Below are 22,767 nucleotides of genomic sequence, written 5' to 3' on the forward strand. Positions count from 1 at the left end.
TCTATCACATCTGATGCGCGTCAAATCTCTTCAATAATCACAAAATACCTGTTAGTTAAGCAAAAACTAACAATTTCGTGTATTATACGGCCCGTGCGGGAAAAACCGCATAAACCACAGGGATTTTTTGGCGTGTCACCACGTGGTTCTGGCAAGGATAGGCGTTCCGGCGTCATATTTTTGCAAAAATACAACAAGTTCGGATTCAATCATGACTATCAAACAAATTACAGCATTGCCTACCTACAATCCAAACCGCGTGTTGGATGCCATCATCGAAAAACTGCAGCTGAAAAACGACGCGGCATTGTCGCGCGCGCTGGAAGTGGCGCCGCCGGTGATCAGCAAAATCCGCCACAACACGCTGCCGATCGGCGCGACCATCCTCATTCGCATGCACGAAATCAGCGATTTCAGCATACGCGAACTGCGCGAAATGATGGCCGCTTAAACGCCGTCTGCCGGCATGCGGCGGCCATCGCGGCTGCCGTGCCGGTCTGCGCAGCACTAGTGCGTAGCAAAAAATAGCAATGCGGCGTCCGGCGCCGCAACTTGCCACTTAGTTGAAATGCTCAGGCTGTCGTACTAATCGTCGTGCCCGTGGTCTGGCCGTTGGTGTTCACGGTGGACGTGGGCGCCACCTCGCGAGGCGGCGGTGGCGGCGGTGGCGGTTTTACCTGCTGTGTCGTTTCCGGCGGTTTCTGCGGCGCGATCTGCACCGCGGCCTTGTTGCTTGAAATAGTGCTAACTGTCATGATGCCCTCGGCTCAACGATGGTGAACAGCGCTACCGACCCCGCGATGCCGGCGTCTGCCACAACATCGCGTAGATATCTCTCTTCCGGATCAAGTTGATGCACATCAACTTCCTCAGTATATTCAAGCTCTGCCTGAATTCAACCTAAAGTTTGCGCCGCGTAGGCGGGCTTTGTCGCGCCTCAAGCGTCGCCGCCTGGCCGCCGGCCTGCCTCCGTGGCAAGAAAAACGGCGGCAACACGCGGGGGCTTCCCGCGTGACGCCGCCGCTTTCAGTGCGCCAGGGGCCTGGCCTATGCCTGCGGCGTCAATGCCGGGCGGTCCATATAGAAGCGGTTTGCCTCGCCGGCGGAGGCCGCGCTGGAAAATGCCGTTGCCGGCGCCCGGCTGGAAAACGCCGTGTTGACGGCCGCGCTGGAGAAGGCGGTTGCCGGCGCCCGGCTGGAGAACGCCGTCTTCACGGCGGCGCTGGAAAAGGCCGTTTTTGCGGAGGCACTGGAAAACGCGGTCTGCACGGCGGCGCTGGAGAACGCCGTTTTGGTCGCCGCGCTGGAGAAGGCCGTCTTCACGGCGGCGCTGGAGAAGGCGGTCGCCGGCGCCCGGCTGGAAAATGCCGTTTGTACGGCGGCGCTGGAGAAGGCCGTGTTCGCCGCTGCGCTGGAAAAGGCAGTTTGCGCCGCGCCGGCCGATTCCATCGTCGCCGCCGAGCGTAGATAGTCGTCGCCAAATGTTTCTTCGTACAATTCCTTCATGCGCTCGCCAACGCGGTGGTGGGCTTCCAGGTCGGCCTCGCCGCGCAAGCCGACATAGGGGAAGTGGTGCAGGAAGTAGCCGAAGACTTGCTCGCAATCGACGGCATATTTCATCGTGTCGAGGATGTGGTAGTGCCAGAAGGTGTCGACGTCGAACAGCGGCGCCGTCGCTTCGGCCGGGAAAATTTTCATCAGGTAGAGGAAACGGCGGTATTCAAACTCGACCGCGTTGGCTTTTTCCAGCGACCAGCCTTCGCCGGATTCCTGGTGCATCAGCTTGACCTTGATCGGGTCCAAATCGAGGGCGGCAATGGCTTGGAAGTTGTCATTCGAATTCATGAGTGATAGTCCTTTTGGAAAGTCGACTGTTCGGAATATGAAAACGGCAATGATGCTTACTGGATATCGCCATTTATCCCCGCGCGCTGTGCAGGTGAACTCGGCTGATATCGGCACACCGCTGAACTGGAGTGCTTACGGGAAGTGTAATGAAAAATTACTTGAGGCAAGTTGTCTTGCGACAACTTCCTTAGTATAGGCAAACGCGGCGTGATTTCAACCCGAATTTCAATGGGTGTTGCGTTCGGGAAACGGCGGGGTGGCGGTGGGAGGGGCGCTGCGGTGTTATAGCGTTGTGCTCGGCTCCGGAGCCGGGATGGGCTCCGGAGCGTCCTTTATCAGTTGCTTGCAGGCAGGGTCGGGCGGTTGGTATAGAAGCTGGCGCGTGCTTCTTGGGCTGCGGCGTCGACGGCAACGCGGGTCGAGAACGCCGTCTGTGGCTTGGCGTCGGCGGCAACACGGGTCGAGAATGCCGTCTGCGGCTTGGCGTCGGCGGCAACGCGGGTCGAGAACGCCGTCTGCGGCTTAGCGTCGGCGGCGACGCGGGTCGAGAACGCCGTCTGCGGCTTGGCGTCGGCGGCAACGCGGGTCGAGAACGCCGTCTGCGGCTTGGCGTCGGCGGCAACGCGGGTCGAGAATGCCGTCAGCGGCTTGGCGTCTGCGGCAACACGGGTCGAGAATGCCGTTTGCGGCGCACCGTCGAGCGCAACGCGGGTCGAGAATGCTGCTTTGTCTTCTGCCGTATCACGGATGTAAGCCTCGCCAAACGTTGCCTCGTACAATTCCTTCATCCGGTCGCCGTGGCGTTGATGCACTTCTTCGTCGGCCTCGCCGCGCAGGCCGACATAGGGGAAGTGATGCAGGAAATAGCCGAATATCGCTTCGCAATCGACAGCATATTTCAGGGTGTCAAGAATATGGTAGTGCCAGAAGATGTCGACATCGAACAAGGGCGCCGTTTGCTCAGTTGGGTATTGTTTCATCAGTATCAGAAAGCGACGATACTCAAACTCCATGGCATTGGCTTTTTCCAGGCTCCAGCCTTCACCGGACTCCTTATGCATGAGCTTTACTTTGATCGCGTCCAGATCCAGTTCTGTGATTGCTTTGAAATTGTTGTTAGATGTCATGATTGGCTTCCTTTGGGAGACGGTTATCGCGCAGCTTGGACGTGAGAACTCTGCAATTGACGTCATGTTGACGCAGAGCATTGTTTTCATTTTCCTCCTGGATGAAAGAGCAACATTGATATAGATCAATGTTCTGTCGGAAAATTCTTGGGCCACCGTTACCGAATCCTACGGCGGCAAGGGCGGCGCGGTCTGGAGGCGCTCGCATCATGCCAAGTGGTCATCCAGTTCAGCTTGTTCTTCCAGGTACGGGTAGGCCGGATCGGCCTTGATCGGCACCGACACCATCACCGTCATGCCGGCGCCATAGCTGCTTTTGATTGAGAACTTACCACCGAGTATTTTGATGCGCTCCTCGATGCCGACCAGGCCGAAGGAGCCGACCTTGTTGCGGCCCTCCTTGAGCACGCCGATGCCATTGTCCTTGACCGTCATCGACAGGATGTCGCCGTCCTTTTTCAGTTCGACCTGCACCAGGCTGGCCTTGGCGTGTTGCGAGATATTGCTCAGCGATTCCTGCAGGATGCGGAAAAATGCCGTCGCACAATGGTCGTTGAGGCGGATGTCGGTCTGGTTTTCATTCAATTCGCAGACGATGCCGGTGCGGCGGCGGAACTCGGCGATCTGCCACTCGACGGCCGCGTTCAAGCCCAGGTCGAGTACGGTCGGGCGCAAGTCGTTGATGATGTGGCGCACGCTCTTGATGGTGGCGTCGATCTGGCTCAGCGTCGAGCGGGCGCGCGCGTTCAGGCGCGGGTGGCGGCGCTCGGTGCGCGAGGCCAGCATGTCGGCATCGATGCGCAGCACCAGCAGGTTCTGGCCGAGGTCGTCGTGGATTTCGCGGGCGATGCGCTTGCGCTCTTCTTCCTTGATGTGGTCGGCGTGGGCGGCCAGGCGGCGCAACTTCTGGTGGGAGATTTGCAGCTTGGCCTGGCTGTCGCGCAACTCCTGGGTCATCGCCTTGGCCATCTGGATGGCCCGCATGCGCGACGACGACAGCGTGTGGAACAGGGCATAGATCAGCATCGCGCCGATGGAGCCGGCCAGCATCGCCAGCCAGGGAAAGTAAATGTCGAAGCGTGTGTAGAGATCGTTCTTTCTGACGCTGAAGTGGGCTTGCCACAGGCGCCCATTGTAGTTGATGGGCACCGTCGTCGACAGCGTGCTGCGGGCCGATGGCGTCCACTGCAGCGCCGGCGGCAGCGCCGTCTGGCTGTCGAACACCAGCGCGCCGGCGCCGCGCAGCTTGGGCTGGGCGGCAGTGCCGCCGTCATACAGGGCCACGTGCACCGAGCGCACCGGCAATTCGCTGAGCACGCCCTGCACCAGCGACTGCAGATTGAAGCCGACGCCGATCGAGCCGATGTAGGCGGCGCGGCGCTCGGCGACGTTACCCGTGGGCATGCCGGCGCGGTAGATGGGCAGGCGCATTGCCAGGGCCTTCATCGCGGGCCGGCCCGGTACGACGATCAGGTGGCCGGAGTTGCTGACCTCGCCGCTGTCGCGCGACTCTTCCAGCGCCCTGGCGCGGAAAGGCTGGGCGGCGACATCGACACCGAATATTTCCGGCGCGTTGGCGATCGGCTCCATATAGGTCAGCACCGAGTAGTTGGGGCGCTTGCCCGTCGGTTTCAGGACAAACGGCGGGTAGCCGTCATAGATGGCTTCATCGCGGTGCACCTTGGCCTCGAAAGCGGGGCGCTCTTCCTCGGTGACAAACTTGGCGAAATTAATCGTTTCAATGGCTGGGTAATGTTCTTCCAGCGACAGGCCGTCCACGTAGTGGCGGAACTGCAGGCGGGTAATGTTTTCCGAGACTTGGAACAGGCTGGCTGTGCCGCGCAGCAAGTCGGCATACGACTTGATGCGCGCGCCTATGCTGTACTGGGCCGTGTGCGCCAGGTTCTTGAAGCGCTGGTTCGAGTCGGCCTCGATCGACTTCGACGCCGTCAGGTAGAACAGCAGCCCGACGCAGGACGACAGCAGCACGCCGATCCACCAGATCGGCCGCTTGGGGGAAAACTTATTTTTCTTGCCCATGAAGGAAAGCATCGTCAGCCGCATCAGGAGATCGTGTATCCAAGTCTGCCGTGCAGTGCTGCATCCTCAGGCCGGAAAACTTTGCATTGTTGAAACTTTTTTAACAATGTGTAATATACAAACCAATGGCAAGTCCGTCAACAAGCTTTTGCTGCGCGCGGGATATTCGGACGGGCGCGGGCGTAAAAAAACCCGCCGGAGCGGGTTCGCTGGCGGGGCGCCGCGCTTACTTGGCGGCCCAGCTGTCCTTGAGGGTGACGATGCGGTTGAAGACGGGTTTGCCCGGCGTCGAGTCGACGTGGTCGGCGATGAAATAGCCGTGCCGCTCGAACTGGAAGCGCTGCTCCGGCAGCGCCGCCGCCATGCCCGGCTCCAGATAGGCGCGCACCACTTCCTTGGCGTTCGGGTTCAGCGCCAGTTTGAAGTCCTTGCCGCCGGCGTCGGGCTGGGGGATGGTGAACAGGCGGTCGTACAGGCGCACTTCGGCCTCCAGCGCGGTGGCCGCGCTGACCCAGTGGATGTTGCCCTTGACCTTGTAGGTGGCGCTGCCGTCCGTGCCCGAGCGGCTGTCCTCGAAGTAATTGCAATGGACGGCGACGACCTTGCCGTTCTCGTCCTTGTCAAAACCCGTGCATTCGACGACGAAGCCGTAGCGCAGGCGCACGCGGCTGCCCGGCTTGTCGCCGCTCGGCGGATACAGGCGGAAATAGCCCTTGCTCGGCACTTCCATGAAGTCGTCTTCCTCTATCCACAGGTGCTTGGTCAGCGGGAAGCTGCGCAGGCCGCGCTCGGGGAAGTGCGGGTGCACGGGCGACTCGCACGCGACGCTCTCGCCGTCGGCGAAATTGTCGATCACCAGCTTGAGCGGGCGCAGCACGGCGGAGGCGCGCGGCGCCTTCGGGTCCAGGTCTTCGCGCAGGCAGCCCTCGAAGGTGCTCATGTCGATCCAGCCGTCCGACTTGGTCACGCCGATCCGCTCGCAAAACAGTTGCACCGAATCGGGCGTGAAGCCGCGCCGGCGCAGGCCGACCAGGGTCGGCATGCGCGGATCGTCCCAGCCGTCGACGATGCCCTCGTCGACCAGTTGGCGCAGCTTGCGCTTGCTGGTGACGACGTAGGTGAGGTTCAGGCGGGCGAATTCGTACTGGCGCGGCACCGGCAGGCGGAAGAAGCCGCCGGCCGACAGCGTCTCCAGCAGCCAGTCGTAGAACGGCCGGTGGTCCTGGAACTCCAGCGTGCAGACGGAGTGGGTGATGTTTTCCAGCGCGTCCGAAATCGGGTGCGTGTAGTCGTACATCGGGTAGATGCACCAGGCGTCGCCCGTGCGGTGGTGGTGGGCGTGGCGGATGCGGTAGATGGCCGGGTCGCGCAGGTTCATGTTCGGCGCCGCCATGGCGTCCTCGCTGACCTTGGCGCGCAGGATGTGCGCGCCGTCCGGGAACTGGCCGGCGCGCATGGCGCGGAACAGGGCCAGCGACTCATCGGCCGGACGGTTGCGGAAGGGCGAGTTCTTGCCGGGCTGGTTGAAATTGCCGCGGTTGGCCGCCATCTCGTCGGCGCTCTGGCTGTCGACATAGGCGAAGCCGGCCGTGATCAGGTATTCGGCCATCGCGTACAACTGCTCGAAGTAGTCGCTGGCGTAGTGCAGGTGGTTTTCCGTGCCGTCAGGGCCGTCTGACTCCCAGTTGAAGCCCAGCCACTTGACGCTGTCGATGATGGTGTCGACGTATTCCTGCTCTTCCTTGGCCGGGTTGGTGTCGTCGAAGCGCAGGTTGCAGCGGCCGCCGAAGTCGCGCGCCAGGCCGAAGTTCACGCAGATCGATTTGGCGTGGCCGATGTGCAGGTAGCCGTTCGGCTCGGGCGGGAAGCGCGTGATGACCGGCGGCAGGCCGGTGCGCGTGTGGGTGCCGGCTGCCAGATCGCTCTCGACGATGGCGCGCAGGAAATTGGACGTCAGCACCGGTGCTGCCGGCGCGCTGTTGTTTTTATCGTTGCTCATGTGTTAAGTGCTTTGGAAGTGACAGGTTGCCGGCATTTTACCGTAAGCGCCCGCGTTTATCGCCGCCGTTGGGGGCAGGCGGCAATATTTGCGGAAATCCGCGCCGCCGCGCCGCCATTTCGCGCGGGCGGCGGGACGGCGGCCGTTTTCTATAGGATAATTCGTCTTTAATTGTTTTGGCATACGTCCTGGAGTGTCCATATGGAAAATTTATACAATGTCCTTGGCGTCCCTCCCAATGCCAGCGACGACGAAATCAAGAAGGTGTACCGCTCGCTGGCGATGCGCTTCCACCCCGACCGCAACACGGCGCCCGGCGCGGAGCAACGCTTCAAGAGCATCACGAAAGCCTACGAAATCCTGTCCGACCCTGTCAAGCGCGCGGAATACAACCAAAGCGTGAACCACCGCATCATCATCGATCCGGAGGCGGAAGCGTATGCGCTGTGGCGCGCCGTGTTCAGCCTGCACGGCACCAGCTTGCCGGCCTGAGGCGGCCCCCCGCCGGGCGCCCCGGCTAGCCGCCTCGGCTGGCCGGCCCGGCCGGTTTTAACCATCATCGAGAGCGGCGCCGCCTGCGGCGCCATGCATTACATTGGAAAGAAGAACATGAGAAGAGTACACCCCGAATTTGCCTATCAGTCGCGCGAGCTGGGCGGCCAGATCGAAGGCATTCTGGGCGACCCGCCTAACCGCAAGAATTACCAGAGCATGGTCAGCGCCCTCGTCAGCGAGTACGCCAGCGGCGGCGGCATTGAGGACGTCAACATGCTCAGCTTCGCGCTGGTCGACCACATCGAGTTCAACAACCCGAAGGGCTTGCTGGCCGCCAGCGAGGACTATGAGATGGGCGCGCCCGGCCCCGTGTTCGCCATGGCCTCCTGCGCCGGCGCCGAGGCGGCCAAGATGTACGCGGCCATCGGCGACAGCTTCCCCGACCTGGCGCGCCAGGCCATCATCACGGCCTTCCTGTACAAGAACCCGCGGCTGTGGGACGACGAGGACCAGTCGCTCGAGCAACTCGGCGTCAACGACGACGGCGACGACGTGCAGGACGAGGACGACGTCAACGACGATTTCGCGCAAATGTTTGACCAAGACGGAGACGACAATGGCAGATAACAGCAATCTTCCGGCGCTGACCAGGCAAGTCACCGAGCTGGTGCTGGCCGGCTCGCTGGGCCACGCCGAGCAGGCGTTTTCCGACGCCGCCGATCAGTACGGCGACCTGGCCGTCGTCGAGGTGCTCGGCAGCATCCCGCCGCAGGTGACGGCCTTGCACCTGGCCGGCTTCGACGGCGGCAAGATGTCGCTGGCGACGCTGCTGGTGCCGCCCAAGGCCTGGGCCGACAGCCTGGCCTTCATCGCCGCCACCTGGAGCGACGACCAGATCGAGGACGACCCGGAGCGCATCGCCGAGGCCCTGTTCGCCCACATCCACGGCATCGTCTTCTCGGCCGAGGACGCCGAGCGCCGCCGCGCGCTGCTGTTCGAAGCCTCGGCGACGGACTGGGGCGCGACGGCCTTCGCCATCCTGTTCTCGATGGCGCCCAAGGAAATCCTCGAAGTGGCCGGCGAAATCCTCGTCAAGGGCCCCTACATCACGGGCCAGACCTCGTCCGACAACGACGTCGTGCCGCTGGCCATCGAACTGGCGCAAGCCAATGAGGACGGCTGGGACCGCTCGCTGTTCGAGCTGTTCCCCGACTTCCGCCACAGCGGCGACCTGGTCGACGCCGAGTTCAGCGACGATCCGGACGAAGAGCCGGCCTTCCTGCAGCGCAGCACCAAGGAATTGCTGTACCGCTTGCGCAAGCAAGTGCCGAGCACGCGCAGCGGCGTGGCCAAACCGGGCGCCCGGCGCAGCCTGGGCACCGGCATCTTCTCCTGATGGCCGGCGACACCATGCTGCCTGCCATCGTCGCAGAAAACCTGCCGCGCCTGGTGCGCGCCATCAAGTTGCTGGCGCACGATCCGCGCCCCGACGCGGCCGCCAGCCTGGCCGATGAGCTGACCGGCATCACGGCGATGGTGGCGGAAAAGTTCACCAACGAGCGCACGGCCGAGGGCATCCAGAAGGCCCTGTACCTGACCGTCGGCGGCGTCTCGCTGGGGCTGGAGCACGCGCTGATGCACGACGGCGACCAGGCCGCGCTCGACTTCCTCGTCGAGCACGGCGCCGAGCACGCCTTCCAGGCCGGCTTCCGCCTCGTGCGCGAGCTGTCGCAACTGCCCGAAGACGCCCTCGTCGGCGAATACGACCTGGACCCCGTCTACGTGCAGCGCCGCTTGCGCGACCTGTTCGTCGACCTGTGCAGCGCCGACCCGAACAAGAACTGGAACGGGCCGGAGAAATACGCGCAGCAACTCAAGCAGCGCAAGGACGTGCAAGCCATCGTGCGCCTGGCCGGCTGGCTGCGCCGGCACAATGACCGCGGCCCCGTCAGCGACGCCGACCTGAACGCCGAGGGCGTCATCGCGCTGGCCGTCATCTTCGCCATCGAGGGCGGCGGCATCGTCGCGCGCACCGGCCAGAAGGAATTCGAGCGCCTGGTGCGCTCGGTGCGCAAGAACAAGCCCGACTTCGAGGCGGGCTGGGCGGCGCTGCTGGCCAAGGTGCCGGTGCAGCACCACGAGGTGCTGCGCGACCGCATCGACGCCTACCGCACGCACTGCACGGTGATCCAGCAAATCCTCACGCGCACCAGCATGAAAAAACTGTTCGAGCAACTGGAAAACTACGCCGGCTCCGAGCTCGACGCCGACTACGCCTGAGTTGCCGCAACAGCGGGGGACAGACCACGATTTCCGGGAAAGATTCCCCCGGAAATCGTGGTCTGTCCCCTTGGTCCATGACGTCGACTACGCCTGAGTTGCGGCAACAGCGGGGGACAGACCACAATTTCCGGGAAAGATTTCCCGGAAATCGTGGTCTGTCCCCTTGCTTTTAGCCGGCTTGGGCGGCCTCGGCAGCGAGCGCGATGAAGGCGTCGACCAGCGGCGCGCTCTGGCCCTGCAGCCGCGCCAGCAGCAGGCTGGTGGTCGCCGCCGGGTCGGCGATGGGCCGGTAGCAGACGCCGTCCATGTGGATGCGGTCGAACGAGGCCGGCAGCACCGAGATGCCGCAGCCGGCCGCCACCAGGCCGATGATGGTCGACGCTTCGCCCGCCTCCTGGGCGATGTGGGGCACGAAGCCGGCGGCCCGGCACAGCCGGAAGATCTGCGGGTAGATGCCGGTGCCGGCGTCTTTCGGGTACATGACGAAGGCTTGTCCGGCCAGTTCCCGGATCGCGATGCTGGCCTGGGCGGCCAGCGGGTGGGCGCTCGGCAGCACCAGCCGCAGCGGGTCCTGGCGCAGGGTGCTCAGGCTGACGCTGGCGGGGATCGCCACTTCCGGCGGGCGCACGAAGCCCAGGTCCAGCGTGCGCTGGCCGATCGCCTCGATCTGCGGCAGCGTGGCCATTTCGTGCAGCGTCAGCCTGACCAGCGGAAAGCGCTGGCGGTAGCGGTTGATGACGGTGGCGAACAGCGGCGTGAACGGCGTCGAGAACGTGAAGCCGATGCGCAGCTCGCCCGCTTCGCCGCGCTGGGCCCGGCGCGCCGTCACGGCCGCCTGTTCCGCCAGCGCCAGGATGCGCCTGGCGTCGTCGAGGAAGAGCCGGCCCGCTTCCGTCAGCCGCACCCAGCGCTTGCTGCGCTCGAACAGTTGCGCGCCCAGTTCCGCCTCCAGCGCCTGGATTTGCTGGCTCAGCGGCGGCTGGCCGATGTGCAGGCGCTCGGCGGCGCGGGTGAAGTGCAGTTCTTCGGCGACGGCGACGAAGTAGCGCAGGTGGCGCAATTCCATGTTTGTTATCTGTTTAAAGTATGAGTAATGACTTGAATATATATTGGACGATATTAATACGCAATCTTATGATGGTTTGTCGCCGCTTTTTTCCTGTCCGCCACCATGTCCGCTTCCACCATCCCCACCGCGCCGTCCGCGCGCCCGGCCATCGCCGCCGGCACGCCGGAGTTCCGGCGCAGTAACCGAGCCTTGTTTTTCGGCGGTTTCGCCACGTTCGCGCTGTTGTATTGCGTGCAGCCGCTGATGCCGCTGCTGTCGCGCGAGTTCGCGCTGACGCCGGCGCAAAGCAGCGGGGCGCTGTCGATCGCCACGGCGGCGCTGGCCGTGTCGCTGCTGCTGACCAGCGCCGTTTCCGACCGGCTCGGGCGCAAGCCGCTGATGGTGGCGGCGCTGGCCGTCGCCGCCTTGATGACGCTGCTATGCGCCTTCGCCCGCTCCTACCCGCAGTTGCTGCTGATGCGCGCCGCGCTCGGCCTCGCGCTGGGCGGCATGCCAGCCATCGCCATGGCCTATCTGGCCGAGGAGATCGAGGCGCCGTCGCTGGGCCTGTCGATGGGCTTGTACATCTCCGGCAGCGCCTTCGGCGGCATGGCCGGCCGCGTCCTCGTGGCCGTGCTCAGCGACATCTGGTCGTGGCGCGCGGCGCTGGCGCTGATGGGCGTGCTGGGCCTGTGCGCGGCGGTCGAGTTCTGGCGCAGCCTGCCGCGCTCGAAAAACTTCGTCGCCAGCGCCGACGGCTGGCGCGCGCTGCCGGCCGGTTTGCGCCGCCACCTGGGCGATGCCGGCCTGCCCAGCTTGTTCTTGCTGGCTTTCCTGCTGATGGGCTGCTTCGTCAGCATGTACAACTACATCGCTTACCGCCTGCTGGCGGCGCCGTTCAAGCTGAGCCAGAGCACGGTCGGCGCCATTGCGCTGCTGTATCTGATCGGCATCGTCAGCGCCGTCTGGGCCGGCCGCCTGGTCGACCGGCTGGGCCGCCGTGGCGTGCTGTGGATGCTGCTGTCGGCGATGCTGGCCGGCTTGCTGCTGACGCTGGCGGATTCGCTGCCCGTGATCATCGCCGGCATGGCGCTGTTTACCTTCGGTTTCTTCGCCGCGCACTCGGTCGCCAGCAGCTGGGTTGGACGGCGGGCGCGCGCGCCTCAGGCGCTGGCGTCGGCCCTGTATCTGTTCTTTTACTACCTCGGTTCCAGCGCCGTCGGCTCGCTGTCCGGGCTGTTGTGGGCGCGCGACGGCTGGTCCGGCGTGGTGGCGGCGCTGGCCGCCGGCCTGGGGCTGGCATTGCTGATTGCGCTGCGGCTGCGCAATCTGGCGCCGCTGGGACCGCGCGCGCCGGCCCTGGCCGTGCCCTGACACCGTTCAGCTCGGGCAGTTGTGGTAGTGGCGCTGGCCCTCGGCCGTGATGGTGATGCAGTATGTCAGCAAGGCGCTGCTGATTTTATAGGTGCGGGCGGTGCTGTTGCCCCGCGGCGTCAATTCCTCCATCTTGGCTCCCTGATACCATTTCGGCGGCACGGCCGCGTGGGCCGCCGCGAAACCCCGTTCCAGCCGAGCCTGCGGCGTGTCCAGCGGCGCCGGCTCTCCCCGCGAGGGAAATTCCCTGCGCAAATCCTTGTCGATTTTGCCGATATCGCGTTTGGCGAGACGCAGGATTTCGTCGGCGCTGAGACGGGCGGGGGCCGCCTCGACGATGATTTCCGGCGCCGCCGTGGGCGTTTCCGGCGCGGGCGCCTGCGCCTGGACGGGCGCGGGCGCGCTGCGTTGCGGCGCCTCGGGGGGGCGCGCCGCCAGCCGTGGCGGCGGCGAGGGCGGCCGCGCCGCCACGGCCCGGCTTGGGGGCGTTGGCGCCAGCCGCAGCCATTGGATCGCCGGCCGCTCGGCTTGCGCCGCTTCGGCGGGCGGCACGGGGCGGTTTTGCAGGAAGGCATACAACAGCGCCAGATGCAGCGTGGCGGCCAGCAGGCCGATGCCGATGCGCGGCGCGTTCAGGTTTGTTGTCATCGTCGGCGGCGCGGTAAAAGAGTTGCTGCAATGTATCTTATTAAAATGATAGTTGCATAACCCGTAACGCTTGCTTACAAAGTTCTTGCCGCGCGGTTTGACTTGCCGCCTCGTCCTGCGCGCATTATTTGCGGTGACGCAAAAATGCCGCGAAGCGGACTGGGCCTGTCGGAAACTTCGGCCACGCCACCCCCGTCTAATCGAATACGGGCGCACCTTTGGTGCCCGGGATAGACAAGGAGGCTAATCATGCTACAAGCGAATGAAATCCAACAGCGCTTTAATACGATTCAGCAAGCCATTGGGCAAGCCTCGCAGGCTTGTTCCGCCGAACGGAATCTGCCCAGCGAGTTGCGGGATTGCATACAGCGGCTGGACCGGCAATCCGACCTGGCGCAGGAGGCGATCCAGTCGCGCGACGAAATGCGCATCCGCAAAGTGGTCGACGACCTGGAGCAACTGGGCGACCGCGCCAAGCAAGTCTGCGGCAGCGACGCCAAGCTGACGCCGCAAATGAAAAATGCCGTGCTGAGAGTGCACGACGAGCTGTCGGAATTGAAACATCAACTGCACTAGGCGCTGGCGCCCATGCCGCGGCCGGCAGTTGGACCTCACATCTGCCGGAACAGGTGCGCATACAGGGGACTGACGCGCACTTGGCCGCTGCGCCCGTGCAGCTTCAAGGACAGCTTGCCGGCTTCGTCGCGCACGGCGCTGTCGACGCAAGCGGCATTGACGATGGTGCCGCGATGAACCTGCCAGAACTGGGCCGTGTCCAGTTGCGGCAGTAATTCCTTCAGGCTGCTGCGTATCAGCGCCTCGCCATCGGCCGTGACGACGTTGACATACTTGTCGAGCGCCTCGAAGTACAGCACCTGCGCCAGCGGGATCATGCGCACCTGGTTGCCGACGGCGGCGCGGATCACGCTTAAACGCGGCTGCGGCGGCGCCAGCGCCTGCAACTGGCCGAGCAATTGCGCCAGATTCTCCAAGCCGTCCGGCTGGCGGGCGCCCAGGCGCTGGCGCAGGCGCTCGATGGTCTTGCCGAGGCGCGCGTCGTTGACCGGCTTCAGCACATAGTCGGCGGCCGCGTGCTCGAACGCGGCCAGCGCGAATTCATCGTAGGCGGTGACGAACACAATCTGCGGAAACGGACGTCCGGCCGGCCAGCCCTCGGCCAATTCCTCTGCCGCCTCCAGCCCCGTCTTGCCCGGCATTTTGATGTCGAGAAACAGAATGTCGGGCAGCAGGGCCTGCGCCTGCCGCAGTGCCTCGACGCCGTTGGCGCAGGTGGCGACGATGCGCAACTGCGGCCACAGGCGTTGCAGGGCGTGGCTCAGGGCGGCGGCCAGGATGGGTTCGTCTTCGGCGATCAAGGCGCGCAAGGCGGTGTTGTCGTTCATGGCGGGTTCAGGGGCAGGGTGAGTCGGGCGACGGCGCCGGCCGGCGCGCCATCGGTCAGGGTAAAGCTGGCCTGTTCGGCGTATAGGGCCTGCAGGCGTTCGCGGATATTGCTCAGGCCGACGTGCGTGCCTTGCCGCGCCGGCGCGGCCGGCTGCAGGCCGAGGCCAAGGCCTAGGCCGTTGTCGCTGACGGTCAGCACCAGGGTCTGGCCTTCGCGCGCGGCGCTGACGGCGATGTGGCCGCCGGCGATGTTCGGCTCCAATCCGTGCTGGATGGCGTTTTCGACCAACGGTTGCAGCAGCATCGGCGGCACGGCCAGCGCGCGTAGCGCGTCCGGCAGTTGCACGGTGTAGCTCAGGCGCTGGCCCATGCGCACCGACATCAGGCCCAGATAGGCTTGCATCAGCGAAAATTCCTGCGCCAGTGTGGTCGTCTGCGCGCGCGACGAGCGCAGCGTGGCGCGCAGGTACTGGATCAACTGGTCCAGCAGCAACTGAGCGCGCTCCGGATCGAAACCGATCAAGCCCTGCAGATTGGCCAGCGTGTTGAACAACATATGCGGTTCGATCTGCGCCTGCAGCAATTGCAATTGCGCCTGCAACGCCTGGCGGGCGACCGTTTCTGCGCGGGCCTTTTCGGCCGCCGCCAACGCTTCCAGCCGGGCGATCTTTTCCTTGTTGGCGAAAAACAGCAAGCCGCCGGCGCAGGCGACCAGCGTAAACAGCAACATGCTGAGATCCTTGGGCGCGATCGCCGACAGCGAGGTGAGGGAGGCGGAGCGCGTCACCTTGACGCCCATCAGCGCGCCGAACAGCGCCATGCCGGCCGATTGCGCCAGCGGCACGGCGGCCAGCACGATCAGCGCCAGCGTCTTCCAGCCGGGCCGCCGCTGCTCGCCCCACCATGCCAGCCGGGCGCCGTCGATGATGATGAAGGCGCTGCTGCCGATGCACATCGACGCCACCAGGTTTTCCAGCAGATACTGGCCGGTGCCGAGCACATAGGTGATGAACAGGCCGCAAAAGAGGTTGAAGGCCAGGGAGTAGCGGTAGTCCATGGCGAAGCGGCGCCAGGGAAAACCTTGCAAGATCTTGCTGGACAGTGTCATGCCGGACTGCTTTCGGAAAGGTAGATCGAGCCGGGATTGTCCGGCGGCGCGGCCGCGGCCGGCAATATGGATGCGACGAAAGCGGGTCTGGCCGGAGCCAAACCCGTTTGGGTGGCTACAGCACGCCCTGCGCGCGCAGCGCGGCGATGCGCTCGGCGCTGTGGCCGAGCACCTCGCGCAGCACCGCGTCGGTATGCTGGCCGAGCAGCGGCGGCGCCAGCGCCGTGCACGTCGGCGTCGCCGACAGGCGCATCGGGCTGCGCACCAGCTTGACCTTGCCGGCGCTCGGGTGCGGCATGTCGAAGGCCAGGCCGCGCGCCCGCACCTGCGGGTTCGCGAAGACGTCGGCGATGTCGTTGATCGGCCCGCACGGCACGCCGACCGCCTCCAGCGCGTCTATCCACTGCGCCCGCGTGCGGCCCTTGACCATCTCGGCCAGCAGCGGCACGAGGACGTCGCGGTGGGCGACGCGCAGCGGATTGCTGGCGAAGCGGGCGTCGCCGGCCAGGTCCGGGCGCTGCCCGACCTCGACGAATTTCTGGTACTGGCTGTCGTTGCCGGCCGCGACGATGATGTGGCCGTCGGCGCAGGCGAAGGTCTGGTAGGGCACGATGTTGGCGTGGGCGTTGCCCCAACGCTTAGGCGCCTTGCCGCTGTTCAGGTAATTGCTGCCCATATTGGCCAGCATCGCCACCTGCACGTCGAGCAGGGCCATGTCGATATGCTGGCCCTCGCCCGTGCGGTCGCGGTGGCTCAGCGCGGCCAGCACGGCGATGGTCGCGTACATGCCGGTCATGACATCGGTGAGGGCGACGCCGGTCTTCTGCGGGCCGCCGCCGGGCAGGTCGTCGCGCTCGCCGGTGACCGACATCATCCCGCCCATGCCCTGGATCAGGAAGTCGTAGCCGGGGCGGTGCGCGTATGGCCCGTCCTGGCCGAAACCCGTCACCGAGCAATACACCAGGTCCGGCTTGATTTCCTTCAGCGCGGCATAGTCGAGGCCGTAGCGTTGCAGGTGGCCGACCTTGAAGTTTTCCAGTACCACGTCCGAGTGGCGCGCCAGTTCGCGCACCAGGGCCTGGCCCTCCGCGCTGGCGATGTCGATCGTCACCGAGCGCTTGCCGCGGTTGGCGGCCAGGTAGTACGCCGCCTCGCTGGTGTCATTGCCGTCGGCGTCCTTGGCGTAGGGCGGACCCCAGGCGCGCGTGTCGTCGCCGCTGCCCGGCCTTTCGATCTTGATGACGTCGGCGCCCAGGTCCGCCAGGTTCTGCGAGCACCACGGCCCGGCCAGCACGCGGCTCAGGTCGAGCACGCGCAGATGGCCCAGCGCCGTGGGGGCGGCCGGGGTTTTTTTAGTCGAATCTGCCATCTTGTCCTTTAACAGTGGTAACGTTGGAAACAAAGTCTAGAACACATCACCATCCTTGTCGAATACCTCACCCGCGAAACCTCCATGTGGCCCTATCCTAAAATTGTTGCGCACCGCGGCGGCGGCACGCTGGCGCCGGAAAACACCTTTGCCGCGCTGCGCTGCGGCCTGGACTACGGCTTCCGCGCCGTCGAATTCGACGTCATGCTGTCGCGCGACGGCGTCGGCGTCGTATTGCACGACGACCAGCTCGGCCGCACCGTCGCCGGCAGCGGCAGCGTCGCCGAGCGCACGGCCGCCGAACTGACGGCGCTGGACGCCGGCAGCTGGTTCAGCCCCCTGTTCGCGGACGAGCGCGTGCCCGACTTCGGCCAGTTCATGGCCTACTGCAAGGCCAGGCGCATCTGGATGAATATCGAAATCAAGCCGGTGCCCGGCCACGAGCGGGCGACGGGGAGGGCGGTGGCGGCCGCCGTGCGGGCCGGCTTCGGCGCCGAGATCGCGGCCGGCGACCCGGCGCAACTGCCGCTGCTGTCCTCGTTCAGCGCCGCGGCGCTGGCGGCGGCGCGCGACGCCGCGCCGCAACTGCCGCGCGCCTACCTGCTCGACGCGCTGCCGGCCGACTGGCGGGCGCAGAGCGCGGCCTTGGGCGCCGTCGCCGTGCACACCAACCACCGGCACCTGACGCCGGCGCTGGCGCGGGCGGTCAAGGACGCCGGCCTGGGCCTGTTCTGCTACACCGTCAACGAGCCCGAGCGGGCGCGCACCCTGCTGGGCTGGGGCGTGGACGGCTTCTGCACCGACCGCATCGACCTGATCGGCCCCGCCTTTGCCTAGGAAGGCGGGCCGGCGACTGCTCTTTGTCTCGCCCGGCCTGCCATTTCGGGCAAAGTTATCACGTATAATCTTTCCTTTAAAGTTGCCAGCCACTTTCGCTAAAAAACATGAAATCATCTGAAATCCGCGACAAATTCCTCAAATTTTTCGAGTCGAAGGGTCATTCGATCGTTCGCTCGAGCCCTTTGGTGCCCGGTAACGATCCGACCATGTTGTTGACCAACAGTGGCATGGTGCAGTTCAAGGATGTCTTCCTCGGCCTCGACACGCGCCCCTATTCGCGCGCCACCTCTGTGCAGCGCTGCGTGCGCGCCGGCGGCAAGCACAACGATCTGGAAAACGTCGGTTACACGGCGCGCCACCACACCTTCTTCGAAATGCTGGGCAATTTCAGCTTCGGCGACTATTTCAAGCGCGACGCCATCCAGTACGCCTGGGAATTGCTGACCAAGGTCTACGGCCTGCCCGCCGAGAAACTGACCGTCACCGTGTATATCGAGGACGATGAGGCTTACGATATCTGGGCCAAGGAAATCGGCGTGCCGGTCGAGCGCATCATCCGCATCGGCGACAACAAGGGCGCGCGCTACGCCTCGGACAATTTCTGGCAGATGGCCGACACCGGCCCTTGCGGCCCGTGCACGGAGATTTTCTATGACCACGGCCCGGAGATCTGGGGCGGCCCGCCGGGCAGCCCGGAGGAGGACGGCGACCGTTTCATCGAAATCTGGAACCTGGTGTTCATGCAGTTCAACCGCGACGAGCAGGGCAATATGCCGCGCCTGCCCAAGCCTTGCGTCGACACGGGCATGGGCCTGGAGCGCCTCGCCGCCGTGCTGCAGCACGTCCACAGCAACTATGAAATCGACCTGTTCCAGAACCTGATCAAGGCGGCCGCGCGCGAAACCGGCGCCACCGACCTGGCAAACAATTCGCTCAAGGTCATCGCCGACCATATCCGCGCCTGCTCCTTCCTGATCGTCGACGGCATCATTCCGGGCAGCGAAGGCCACGGCTATGTGTTGCGGCGCATTATCCGCCGGGCGCTGCGCCACGGCCACAAGCTGGGCCAGAGCAAGCCCTTCTTCTACAAGCTGGTGGCCGACCTGGTCGCCGAGATGGGCCTCGCCTATCCTGAGCTGAGCGAGGCGCAGGCGCGCGTCGAGCAGGTGCTCAAGCAGGAAGAGGAGCGTTTCGGCGAGACGCTGGAAAACGGCATGAAGATCCTTGAGGCGCAACTGGCCAAGGACGGCAAGAACCTGGACGGCGCCACCGCCTTCACCTTGTATGACACCTATGGCTTCCCGCTGGACCTGACGGCCGACATCTGCCGCGAACGCGAGATCACGCTCGACGAGGCCGGCTTCGCCGCCGCCATGGAGCAGCAAAAGAAAACCGCGCGCGCCGCCGGCAAGTTCAAGATGGCCGCCGGGGTCGAGTACGCGGGCGCGAAAACGCCTTTCGTCGGCTACGAGAAACTGGCGCATGACAGCAAGGTCATCGCGCTGTACGCCGACGGCGTGGCGGTGCAGCAGCTGAGCGCCGGCCAGTCCGGCATCGTCGTGCTCGACACGACGCCGTTCTACGCCGAATCCGGCGGCCAGGTCGGCGACCAGGGCGTGATCGACGCCGCGGCCGCCTCGTTCAAGGTGGAAGACACGCTGAAGATCCAGGCCGACGTGTTCGGCCACCACGGCGAGCTGTCGCACGGCGTGCTGAAGGTCGGCGACGCCGTCGCCGCCGCCGTCGACGAGGCGACGCGCGGGCGCACCATCCGCAACCACTCGGCCACCCACCTGATGCACAAGGCCTTGCGCGAAGTGCTGGGCGGCCATGTGGCGCAAAAGGGTTCGCTGGTCGACCCGGACAAGACCCGTTTCGACTTCAGCCACAACGCGCCGATGACGGCCGAGCAGATCAGCCAGGTCGAGGCCATCGTCAACAAGGAAATCCTCGCCAACCAGGCCACCCAGGCCCAGCACATGTCGTTCGACGACGCCGTCAAGCATGGCGCGATGGCCTTGTTCGGCGAGAAGTACGGCGACGAGGTGCGCGTGCTCGACATCGGCTCCTCGCGCGAGCTGTGCGGCGGCGTCCACGTGCACCGCACGGGCGACATCGGCCTGTTCAAGATCATCGGCGAAGGCGGCGTCGCCGCCGGCATCCGCCGCGTCGAGGCCGTCACGGGCGAGGGCGCGCTGGCGCTGGTGCAAACGCTGAACCGCCGCCTGCTCGACGCGGCCGCCGCGCTGAAGACCAATCCCGAGGAACTGGGCCAGCGCATCGGCCAGGTGCAGGACCACGTCAAGGCGCTGGAGAAGGAATTGGCGGCGCTGAAGTCGAAGCTGGCGGCCGGGCAGGGCGACGAGCTGGCCACCCAGGCCGTCGACGTGAACGGCGTCAAGGTGCTGGCGGCCGTGCTGGACGGCGCCGACGTGGCGCGCCTGCGCGAAACCATGGACAAGCTGAAGGACAAGCTGAAAACGGCCGCCATCGTGCTCGCCAGCGTCGCCGACGGCAAGGTCAGCCTGATCGCCGGCGTCACCGCCGACGCCACGGCGAAGGTCAAGGCGGGCGAGCTGGTCAATTTCGTTGCACAACAAGTGGGCGGAAAAGGCGGCGGACGCCCCGATATGGCGCAGGCCGGCGGTACAGATCCTACCAACCTGGCGCAGGCTTTGGCCGGCGTGCCGGCCTGGGTCGCGCAGCGCGCCTGAGAGTGAAAACAGCGACGCGGCCGGGGCCGCGTGGTTGTTTTATTACTAGAATTGTCGTTGTGACCTCACAACAGTTGCTGAACTATTTTGGTGCAGCGCGTCATTTGCCCGTATTTGGAGTAGTATGTCGAAAATCAGTGCAACAAACCGAGCGGGATATTGATGAGCGACACACTACTACTTGATAACGAGATCATGGAATTCCAAAAAGAACTCGACGCACGGGGCTTGAATTGTCCCTTGCCGATTCTCAAGGCGAAGAAGGCCCTGGCAGAGCTGCAAAGCGGCGAAGTGCTGCGGATTATGGCCACCGACCCTGGTTCCGTGCGCGACTTCCAGGCTTTCGCCAAGCAAACCGGCAACGCCCTGCTGTCGCATATACAGACGGGCCGCGAGTTCGTCTTCCTGATGCAGCGGAAATAGTGAAAGACGCCGCGGCGGTCCCGAAACGGCCGGCCGCGGCGCGCTTTTGCTGCTGTGCAGCGATTTTCCCGTCCAGACCAAAGCAAGACCGATACCGGCCGTCCGATTGTTTTAGACGGCTTCTTCTAACAAAAAATCGCACGATCGTGCTTTAATTCTGTTTGTCGCCGGGTTTTCTCTTATAATCTAGCCCACATTTACTTAGTCCGTCATTTTTATAATTTCCCAAAGGCACAGCTATGAAAGTCTTGGTACCCGTCAAACGCGTGGTCGACTACAACGTCAAAGTCCGCGTCAAAAGTGACGGCACTGGCGTCGATACCGCCAACGTCAAAATGTCGATGAACCCGTTCGACGAGATCGCGCTGGAAGAGGCGATGCGCCTGAAGGAAGCCGGCAAGGTCAGCGAAGTGGTGGCCGTGTCCTGCGGCGTGACGCAGTGCCAGGAAACCCTGCGCACGGCGATGGCCATCGGCGCCGACCGCGGCATCCTGGTGGAGACGGCGGCCGAGCTGGAACCGCTGGCCGTGGCCAAGCTGGTCAAGGCCCTGGCCGAGAAGGAACAACCGCAACTGATCATCCTGGGCAAGCAGGCGATCGACGACGACAGCAACCAGACCGGCCAGATGCTGGCGGCCCTGCTGGGTTGGCCGCAGGCGACGTTCGCCTCGAAGGTCGTGCTCGACGACGGCAAGGTGACGGTCACGCGCGAAGTCGACGGCGGCCTGGAAACGCTGACCTTGACGCTGCCGGCCATCGTCACCACCGACCTGCGCCTGAACGAGCCGCGCTATGTGACGCTGCCGAACATCATGAAGGCGAAGAAAAAGCCGCTCGACACCGTCAAGCCGGAAGAGCTGGGCGTCGATTGCGCGCCGCGCCTGAAAACCTTGAGAGTCGTCGAGCCGGCCAAGCGCTCGGCCGGCATCAAGGTGCCGGACGTCGCGACCCTGGTCGCCAAGCTGCGCAACGAAGCCAAAGTCATCTGAAGCGCGGCCTCGCCGTCCCAACCACATGAATCGGGCAGCGCGCGGGCCCCGTCCCGCCCGACGCTGCCGACATATTAGGAATTATCATGGTCGCCTTAGTTATTGCTGAACACGACAACGCTTCGTTGAAAGGAAGCACCCTCCACACCGTGACCGCCGCGCTGCAATGCGGCGGCGAGGTCCATGTTCTGGTCGCCGGCAGCAATGCCGGCGCGGCCGCCGCGGCCGCCGCGCAGATCGCCGGCGTGGCCAAGGTGCTCGTCGCCGACGCCCCCGCGTTCGCCGACGGCCTGGCCGAGAACGTCGCCGAGCAGGTGCTGGCCGTCGCCGCCGCCTACAGCCACATCCTGGCCCCCGCCACCGCCTACGGCAAGAACATCCTGCCGCGCGTCGCCGCCAAGCTGGACGTGGCGCAAATCTCGGAAATCACCAAGGTCGACGCCCCTGACACCTTCGAGCGTCCGATCTACGCCGGTAACGCCATCGCCACTGTGCAATCGAGCGACAAGGTGAAAGTCATCACCGTGCGCAGCACCGGCTTCGACGCCGCCGCCGCCAGCGGCGGTGCGGCCGCGACCGAAACGCTGGCCGCCGTCGCCGATTCCGGCAAGTCGGTCTTCGTCGGCCGCGAAGTGGCCAAGTCGGACCGTCCGGAACTGACGGCCGCCAAGATCATCGTCTCCGGCGGCCGCGGTATCGGCTCGGCGGAAAACTTCAAGGTGCTCGAACCGTTGGCCGACAAGCTCAACGCGGCCATGGGCGCCTCGCGCGCCGCCGTCGACGCCGGCTTCGTGCCGAACGACTGGCAAGTGGGCCAGACCGGCAAGATCGTCGCGCCGTCGCTGTACATCGCCGTCGGCATTTCCGGCGCCATCCAGCATCTGGCCGGCATGAAGGATTCGAAAACCATCGTCGCCATCAACAAGGATCCGGAAGCGCCCATCTTCGCCGTGGCCGACTATGGCATCGTCGGCGACCTGTTCGAGATCGTGCCGGAACTGATCAAAGAACTGGGTTGAAGCGGTCGGCATCAAGTTGAATTAACCTTCACAAGCCAC

At 64.7% G+C, this 22,767-nt stretch carries 22 protein-coding genes; 12 read left to right on the top strand and 10 right to left on the bottom strand.

Going from position 1 to position 22,767, the window contains the following annotated elements; genetic code table 11:
* Positions 1-211: 211 nt before the first annotated feature.
* Positions 212-451 (top strand): hypothetical protein, encoded by a 240-nt coding sequence (locus OIK44_RS07245; protein ID WP_420213831.1) that lies wholly within the window; start codon positions 212-214, stop codon positions 449-451.
* A gap of 121 nt (positions 452-572) precedes the next feature.
* Here the strand turns inward: OIK44_RS07245 and OIK44_RS07250 are convergent, their stop codons facing one another.
* The 5 genes from OIK44_RS07250 to OIK44_RS07270 all read right to left on the bottom strand — a co-directional run bounded on the left by OIK44_RS07250 (position 573) and on the right by OIK44_RS07270 (position 7,014).
* On the bottom strand, positions 573-755 hold the full coding sequence (locus OIK44_RS07250) for a hypothetical protein (RefSeq protein WP_273670055.1): 183 nt from the start codon (positions 753-755) through the stop codon (positions 573-575).
* A gap of 292 nt (positions 756-1,047) precedes the next feature.
* Positions 1,048-1,845, bottom strand: coding sequence for a hypothetical protein (locus tag OIK44_RS07255; RefSeq protein ID WP_273670056.1), 798 nt, complete (start codon positions 1,843-1,845; stop codon positions 1,048-1,050).
* 338 nt (positions 1,846-2,183) lie between these two features.
* Positions 2,184-2,975, bottom strand: coding sequence for a glycine-rich domain-containing protein (locus OIK44_RS07260; RefSeq protein WP_273670057.1), 792 nt, complete (start codon positions 2,973-2,975; stop codon positions 2,184-2,186).
* Positions 2,976-3,182: 207 nt separating this feature from the next.
* The gene (locus tag OIK44_RS07265) at positions 3,183-5,039 is read right to left on the bottom strand and encodes a CHASE domain-containing protein (protein WP_273670058.1); all 1,857 of its coding nucleotides are present in this window, start codon (positions 5,037-5,039) and stop codon (positions 3,183-3,185) included.
* 202 nt (positions 5,040-5,241) lie between these two features.
* Positions 5,242-7,014 carry a glutamine--tRNA ligase/YqeY domain fusion protein gene (locus OIK44_RS07270; RefSeq protein WP_273670059.1) on the bottom strand — a complete coding sequence of 591 codons (1,773 nt, stop codon included), beginning with the start codon at positions 7,012-7,014 and terminating at the stop codon, positions 5,242-5,244.
* 201 nt (positions 7,015-7,215) lie between these two features.
* Between OIK44_RS07270 and OIK44_RS07275 the strand changes: the two genes are divergently transcribed.
* The 4 genes from OIK44_RS07275 to OIK44_RS07290 all read left to right on the top strand — a co-directional run bounded on the left by OIK44_RS07275 (position 7,216) and on the right by OIK44_RS07290 (position 9,789).
* Positions 7,216-7,506: a DnaJ domain-containing protein gene (locus tag OIK44_RS07275; protein WP_273670060.1), complete on the top strand. Its 291-nt coding sequence runs from the start codon at positions 7,216-7,218 to the stop codon at positions 7,504-7,506.
* Positions 7,507-7,623: 117 nt separating this feature from the next.
* Positions 7,624-8,136, top strand: coding sequence for a hypothetical protein (locus tag OIK44_RS07280; RefSeq protein ID WP_273670061.1), 513 nt, complete (start codon positions 7,624-7,626; stop codon positions 8,134-8,136).
* Positions 8,126-8,905 carry a hypothetical protein gene (locus OIK44_RS07285; protein WP_273670062.1) on the top strand — a complete coding sequence of 260 codons (780 nt, stop codon included), beginning with the start codon at positions 8,126-8,128 and terminating at the stop codon, positions 8,903-8,905. The genes OIK44_RS07280 and OIK44_RS07285 overlap by 11 nt, the downstream gene beginning before the upstream one ends.
* A 14-nt stretch (positions 8,906-8,919) precedes the next feature.
* The gene (locus OIK44_RS07290; RefSeq protein ID WP_273670063.1) at positions 8,920-9,789 is read left to right on the top strand and encodes a DUF6178 family protein; all 870 of its coding nucleotides are present in this window, start codon (positions 8,920-8,922) and stop codon (positions 9,787-9,789) included.
* Positions 9,790-9,961: 172 nt separating this feature from the next.
* Here the strand turns inward: OIK44_RS07290 and OIK44_RS07295 are convergent, their stop codons facing one another.
* Positions 9,962-10,858, bottom strand: coding sequence for a LysR substrate-binding domain-containing protein (locus tag OIK44_RS07295; protein WP_273670064.1), 897 nt, complete (start codon positions 10,856-10,858; stop codon positions 9,962-9,964).
* Between the two features lie 105 nt (positions 10,859-10,963).
* Here OIK44_RS07295 and OIK44_RS07300 point away from each other — a divergent pair, with 105 nt between their 5' ends.
* Entirely contained in the window at positions 10,964-12,214 is a 1,251-nt protein-coding gene (locus OIK44_RS07300) for an MFS transporter (RefSeq protein ID WP_273670065.1), read from the top strand.
* A gap of 6 nt (positions 12,215-12,220) precedes the next feature.
* Here OIK44_RS07300 and OIK44_RS07305 read toward each other — a convergent pair whose 3' ends face one another.
* The gene (locus OIK44_RS07305; protein WP_273670066.1) at positions 12,221-12,862 is read right to left on the bottom strand and encodes a hypothetical protein; all 642 of its coding nucleotides are present in this window, start codon (positions 12,860-12,862) and stop codon (positions 12,221-12,223) included.
* A gap of 249 nt (positions 12,863-13,111) precedes the next feature.
* Between OIK44_RS07305 and OIK44_RS07310 the strand changes: the two genes are divergently transcribed.
* Positions 13,112-13,438 (top strand): hypothetical protein, encoded by a 327-nt coding sequence (locus OIK44_RS07310; RefSeq protein WP_273670067.1) that lies wholly within the window; start codon positions 13,112-13,114, stop codon positions 13,436-13,438.
* A 35-nt stretch (positions 13,439-13,473) separates the two neighbouring features.
* On the opposite strand, the gene OIK44_RS07315 is transcribed toward OIK44_RS07310, so the two are convergent.
* The 3 genes from OIK44_RS07315 to OIK44_RS07325 all read right to left on the bottom strand — a co-directional run bounded on the left by OIK44_RS07315 (position 13,474) and on the right by OIK44_RS07325 (position 16,743).
* The gene (locus OIK44_RS07315) at positions 13,474-14,265 is read right to left on the bottom strand and encodes a LytR/AlgR family response regulator transcription factor (protein ID WP_273670068.1); all 792 of its coding nucleotides are present in this window, start codon (positions 14,263-14,265) and stop codon (positions 13,474-13,476) included.
* A complete protein-coding gene (locus tag OIK44_RS07320) occupies positions 14,262-15,374 on the bottom strand; it encodes a sensor histidine kinase (protein WP_273670069.1) in 1,113 nt (370 codons plus the stop codon). The genes OIK44_RS07315 and OIK44_RS07320 overlap by 4 nt, the downstream gene beginning before the upstream one ends.
* A gap of 115 nt (positions 15,375-15,489) precedes the next feature.
* The gene (locus OIK44_RS07325) at positions 15,490-16,743 is read right to left on the bottom strand and encodes a CaiB/BaiF CoA transferase family protein (protein ID WP_273670070.1); all 1,254 of its coding nucleotides are present in this window, start codon (positions 16,741-16,743) and stop codon (positions 15,490-15,492) included.
* A gap of 84 nt (positions 16,744-16,827) precedes the next feature.
* On the opposite strand from OIK44_RS07325, the gene ugpQ reads away from it, so the two are divergent.
* From ugpQ to OIK44_RS07350, 5 genes are all read left to right on the top strand, one after another.
* Positions 16,828-17,580, top strand: a complete 753-nt coding sequence (gene ugpQ, locus OIK44_RS07330; protein WP_273670071.1) for a glycerophosphodiester phosphodiesterase — start codon at positions 16,828-16,830, stop codon at positions 17,578-17,580.
* A gap of 107 nt (positions 17,581-17,687) precedes the next feature.
* Entirely contained in the window at positions 17,688-20,297 is a 2,610-nt protein-coding gene (gene alaS / locus OIK44_RS07335; protein WP_273670072.1) for an alanine--tRNA ligase, read from the top strand.
* Positions 20,298-20,492: 195 nt separating this feature from the next.
* Positions 20,493-20,720 (top strand): sulfurtransferase TusA family protein, encoded by a 228-nt coding sequence (locus OIK44_RS07340; protein ID WP_273670357.1) that lies wholly within the window; start codon positions 20,493-20,495, stop codon positions 20,718-20,720.
* Between the two features lie 239 nt (positions 20,721-20,959).
* The gene (locus OIK44_RS07345) at positions 20,960-21,709 is read left to right on the top strand and encodes an electron transfer flavoprotein subunit beta/FixA family protein (RefSeq protein ID WP_273670073.1); all 750 of its coding nucleotides are present in this window, start codon (positions 20,960-20,962) and stop codon (positions 21,707-21,709) included.
* A gap of 86 nt (positions 21,710-21,795) precedes the next feature.
* Positions 21,796-22,728 carry an electron transfer flavoprotein subunit alpha/FixB family protein gene (locus OIK44_RS07350; RefSeq protein ID WP_273670074.1) on the top strand — a complete coding sequence of 311 codons (933 nt, stop codon included), beginning with the start codon at positions 21,796-21,798 and terminating at the stop codon, positions 22,726-22,728.
* The last annotated feature ends 39 nt before the right edge of the window (positions 22,729-22,767 follow it).

Origin of the sequence: Janthinobacterium fluminis, from assembly GCF_028595325.1 — a bacterium.
Classification (GTDB): Bacteria; Pseudomonadota; Gammaproteobacteria; order Burkholderiales; family Burkholderiaceae_D; genus Janthinobacterium; species Janthinobacterium fluminis.